At 47.1% G+C, this 4314-nt stretch carries 4 protein-coding genes and 4 tRNA genes; 7 read left to right on the top strand and 1 reads right to left on the bottom strand.

The features are described 5' to 3' along the window. The first annotated feature begins 271 nt into the window (after positions 1 to 271). Positions 272 to 1300 (top strand): UDP-N-acetylmuramate dehydrogenase, encoded by a 1029-nt coding sequence (gene murB, locus AACS80_RS23790; RefSeq protein WP_130261282.1) that lies wholly within the window; start codon positions 272 to 274, stop codon positions 1298 to 1300. Continuing rightward, positions 1297 to 2262 (top strand): bifunctional biotin--[acetyl-CoA-carboxylase] ligase/biotin operon repressor BirA, encoded by a 966-nt coding sequence (gene birA / locus AACS80_RS23785; protein WP_135410788.1) that lies wholly within the window; start codon positions 1297 to 1299, stop codon positions 2260 to 2262. The genes murB and birA overlap by 4 nt, the downstream gene beginning before the upstream one ends. Before the next feature lie 28 nt (positions 2263 to 2290). On the opposite strand, the gene coaA is transcribed toward birA, so the two are convergent. Beyond that, positions 2291 to 3241: a type I pantothenate kinase gene (coaA, locus tag AACS80_RS23780; RefSeq protein ID WP_000023081.1), complete on the bottom strand. Its 951-nt coding sequence runs from the start codon at positions 3239 to 3241 to the stop codon at positions 2291 to 2293. Between the two features lie 362 nt (positions 3242 to 3603). Between coaA and AACS80_RS23770 the strand changes: the two genes are divergently transcribed. From AACS80_RS23770 to AACS80_RS23750, 5 genes are all read left to right on the top strand, one after another. Further along, positions 3604 to 3679, top strand: a tRNA-Thr gene (locus AACS80_RS23770). 8 nt (positions 3680 to 3687) lie between these two features. Beyond that, positions 3688 to 3772 (top strand) — tRNA-Tyr (locus AACS80_RS23765). 116 nt (positions 3773 to 3888) lie between these two features. After that, positions 3889 to 3963 (top strand) — tRNA-Gly (locus tag AACS80_RS23760). Positions 3964 to 3969: 6 nt separating this feature from the next. Further along, a tRNA-Thr gene (locus AACS80_RS23755) sits at positions 3970 to 4045 on the top strand. A gap of 114 nt (positions 4046 to 4159) precedes the next feature. Continuing rightward, on the top strand, positions 4160 to 4314 hold a 155-nt coding region (locus AACS80_RS23750; protein WP_001690099.1), incomplete at its 3' end, for a GTP-binding protein.

Raw genomic sequence — 4314 nt, 5'->3', positions numbered from 1 at the left:
GGGCCTTTTGTTTTATCTGTTGTTTGTCGGTGAACGCTCTCCTGAGCAGGACAAATCCGCCGGGAGCGGATTTGAACGTTGCGAAGCAACGGCCCGGAGGGTGGCGGGCAGGACGCCCGCCATAAACTGCCAGGCATCAAATTAAGCAGAAGGCCCAGTCGGAAGACTGGGCCTTTTTGCGTTTCTACAAACTCTTCCTATCGTCATATCTACAAGCCATCCCCCCGTAGATACGGTAAACTAGCCTCGTTTTTGCATCAGGAAAGCAGCTATGAACCACTCCTTAAAACCCTGGAACACATTTGGCATTGATCATAATGCTCAGCACATTGTATGTGCCGAAGACGAACAACAATTACTCAATGCCTGGCAGCATGCAACCGCAGAAGGACAACCCGTTCTTATTCTGGGTGAAGGAAGTAATGTACTTTTTCTGGAAGACTATCGCGGTACGGTGATCATCAACCGGATCAAAGGTATCGAAATTCATGATAAACCTGATGCGTGGTATTTACATGTAGGAGCCGGAGAAAACTGGCATCGCCTGGTAAAATACACTTTGCAGGAAGGTATGCCTGGTCTGGAAAATCTGGCATTAATTCCTGGTTGTGTTGGTTCATCACCTATCCAGAATATTGGGGCTTATGGTGTAGAATTACAGCGAGTTTGCGCTTATGTTGACTGTGTTGAACTGGCGACAGGCAAGCAAGAGCGTTTAACAGCTAAAGAGTGCCGTTTTGGCTATCGCGACAGTATTTTTAAACATGAATACCAGGACCGCTTCGCCATTGTAGCCGTAGGTCTGCGTCTGCCAAAAGAGTGGCAACCTGTACTAACGTATGGTGACTTAACTCGTCTGGATCCTACAACAGTAACGCCACAGCAAGTATTTGATGCGGTGTGTCATATGCGCACCACCAAACTCCCTGACCCAAAAGTGAATGGCAATGCCGGTAGTTTCTTCAAAAACCCTGTTGTATCTGCCGAAACGGCTAAAGCATTACTGGCTCAATTTCCAACAGCACCAAATTACCCCCAGGCGGATGGTTCAGTAAAACTGGCAGCAGGTTGGCTTATCGATCAGTGCCAGCTAAAAGGGATGCAAATGGGTGGGGCTGCGGTGCACCGTCAACAGGCGTTAGTTCTCATTAATGAAGACAATGCAAAAAGCGAAGATGTCGTGCAACTGGCACATCATGTAAGACAGAAAGTGGGTGAAAAATTTAATGTCTGGCTTGAGCCAGAAGTTCGCTTTATTGGTGCATCAGGTGAAGTTAGCGCAGTGGAGACGATTTCATGAAGGATAATACCGTTCCACTGAAATTAATCGTGCTGTTAGCGAATGGTGAATTTCACTCTGGCGAGCAGCTGGGTGAAACGTTAGGAATGAGCCGGGCGGCTATTAATAAACACATTCAGACACTGCGTGACTGGGGTGTTGATGTCTTTACCGTTCCGGGTAAAGGATACAGCCTGCCTGAGCCCATCCAGTTACTTAATGCTGAACAGATATTGAGTCAGCTGGATGGCGGTAGTGTAGCCGTGCTGCCAGTTATTGACTCCACGAATCAATATCTCCTTGACCGTATCGGAGAGCTTAAATCGGGCGATGCCTGCGTTGCAGAATACCAGCAGGCTGGCCGTGGTCGTCGTGGTCGGAAATGGTTTTCGCCTTTTGGCGCAAACTTATATTTGTCGATGTTCTGGCGTCTGGAACAAGGCCCGGCGGCGGCGATTGGTTTAAGTCTGGTTATCGGTATCGTGATGGCGGAAGTATTACGCAAGCTGGGAGCTGATAAAGTCCGCGTTAAATGGCCTAATGACCTCTATCTGCAGGATCGCAAGCTGGCAGGCATTCTTGTGGAGCTGACAGGCAAAACCGGCGATGCGGCGCAAATAGTCATTGGTGCCGGGATTAACATGGCAATGCGTCGTGTTGAAGAGAGTGTCGTTAATCAGGGGTGGATCACGCTGCAGGAAGCGGGGATCAATCTCGATCGTAATATGTTGGCGGCCATGCTAATACGTGAATTACGCGCGGCGCTGGAACTCTTCGAGCAAGAAGGATTGGCACCTTATCTTTCGCGCTGGGAAAAGTTGGATAATTTTATTAATCGCCCAGTGAAACTTATCATTGGTGATAAAGAAATATTTGGCATTTCACGCGGAATAGACAAACAGGGCGCTTTATTGCTTGAGCAGGATGGAATAATAAAACCCTGGATGGGGGGTGAAATATCCCTGCGTAGTGCAGAAAAATAAGAAAGGGGAGCATTAGCTCCCCTGAAAATTATTTGCGTAGTCTGACCTCTTCTACCGCATGATTAGCACTTTTCGTCAGGATTAAACTGGCGCGCTCGCGAGTAGGTAGAATATTTTGCTTTAAGTTCAGCCAGTTGATCTCTTTCCACAACGTCATGGCAGTCTTAATAGCTTCTTCTTTAGTTAATTTCGCGTAGTTATGAAAATAGGAATCCGGGTCTGTAAAAGCCCCTTCGCGGAATTTCAGAAAACGGTTGATATACCATGTCTGAAGTAAGTCTTCCGGAGCATCAACATATATCGAAAAATCGACAAAATCAGAAACAAATACATGATGTGGATCGTGTGGATAATCCATCCCGCTCTGTAAGACATTTAACCCTTCAAGAATTAAAATATCAGGCTGAACAACAGTTTTATCTCCATCCGGGATCACATCATAAATAAGATGCGAGTAAACAGGTGCTGTAACGTTTGGCACGCCGGATTTGAGATCGGAAACAAACTTCACCAGACGATGCATATCATACGATTCCGGGAAGCCTTTCTTCTTCATCAGGCCACGTTCTTTCAGAACCTGATTAGGGTGAAGGAAGCCATCTGTAGTGATCAGTTCAACACGACGGTGTTCCGGCCAACGGCTTAATAGTGCCTGTAACACACGAGCAGTCGTACTTTTCCCTACCGCGACGCTACCAGCAATACTGATAATGTAAGGAATGCGTTGTCCGTTAGTGCCAAGAAACTGTTCCAGAACAGCCTGACGGCGCAGGTTCGAGCTTATATAGAAGTTCAGCAAACGCGATAAAGGCAAATAAATCTCGGCAACTTCTTCTAACGAGAGATCTTCATTTATACCTTTGAGACGGGCGATCTCATCTTCCGATAACGTCATAGGTACGGAATCACGCAGAGCTGCCCACTGGTTGCGGTCAAACTGTAGGTAAGGCGTCATTAACGTTTGCTCTTTTATACTCATAAGCATGTTTCTGGCGGTCATAGCTCTATCGGCAAAGCGATATTTGCCATGGCGCGTCACAGTTCTGTTGAATGGGTTAATGGGCAGGAGGGTAACACCAGATGGGGAGGAATAATAAGAAAAAATCTCTTCCAGGAAGCTATCGTTGAAAAGCAATGTGACAGATATTCCATCTGATAAAAAGAATTGTGTTTTAGCTGGCGCGCATTGTTAATGCAGAGTGATGCTGAAAAAGTATGCTAATCTGCTCGCAATTCGGCTGTTTATTCATCGTGTTGCGCAAAATGTGACCAATAAAACAAATTATGCAATTTTTTAGTTGCATGAACTCGCATGTCTCCATAGAATGCGCGCTACTTGATGCCGACTTAGCTCAGTAGGTAGAGCAACTGACTTGTAATCAGTAGGTCACCAGTTCGATTCCGGTAGTCGGCACCATCAAGTCCGGTGGGGTTCCCGAGCGGCCAAAGGGAGCAGACTGTAAATCTGCCGTCACAGACTTCGAAGGTTCGAATCCTTCCCCCACCACCAATTTCGGCCACGCGATGGCGTAGCCCGAGACGATAAGTTCGCTTACCGGCTCGAATAAAGAGAGCTTCTCTCGATATTCAGTGCAGAATGAAAATCAGGTAGCCGAGTTCCAGGATGCGGGCATCGTATAATGGCTATTACCTCAGCCTTCCAAGCTGATGATGCGGGTTCGATTCCCGCTGCCCGCTCCAAGATGTGCTGATATAGCTCAGTTGGTAGAGCGCACCCTTGGTAAGGGTGAGGTCGGCAGTTCGAATCTGCCTATCAGCACCACTTCTTTTCTCCTCCCTGTTTTTTCCTTCTGTTTATTGCATTCAACAAGTCGGGCATGTTGCCTGGTTGATGTGGTGATATCACCGATTTATCCGTGTCTTAGAGGGACAATCGATGTCTAAAGAAAAGTTTGAACGTACAAAACCGCACGTTAACGTCGGTACTATCGGCCACGTTGACCATGGTAAAACAACGCTGACCGCTGCAATCACTACCGTACTGGCTAAAACCTACGGCGGTGCTGCTCGCGCATTCGACCAGATCGATAA

The organism is Escherichia sp. E4385 (assembly GCF_963883145.1).
In the GTDB taxonomy this organism is placed as follows: Bacteria; Pseudomonadota; Gammaproteobacteria; order Enterobacterales; family Enterobacteriaceae; genus Escherichia.
This window is presented reverse-complemented; position numbering and strand designations above follow the sequence as displayed.

Bases quoted from the DNA above. Each gene is read 5' to 3' on its own strand.
- murB (WP_130261282.1), top strand. From the start codon at position 272: ATGAACCACTCCTTAAAACCCTGGAACACATTTGGCATTGATCATAAT.
- birA (WP_135410788.1), top strand. From the start codon at position 1,297: ATGAAGGATAATACCGTTCCACTGAAATTAATCGTGCTGTTAGCGAAT.
- coaA (WP_000023081.1), bottom strand. From the start codon at position 3,241: ATGAGTATAAAAGAGCAAACGTTAATGACGCCTTACCTACAGTTTGAC.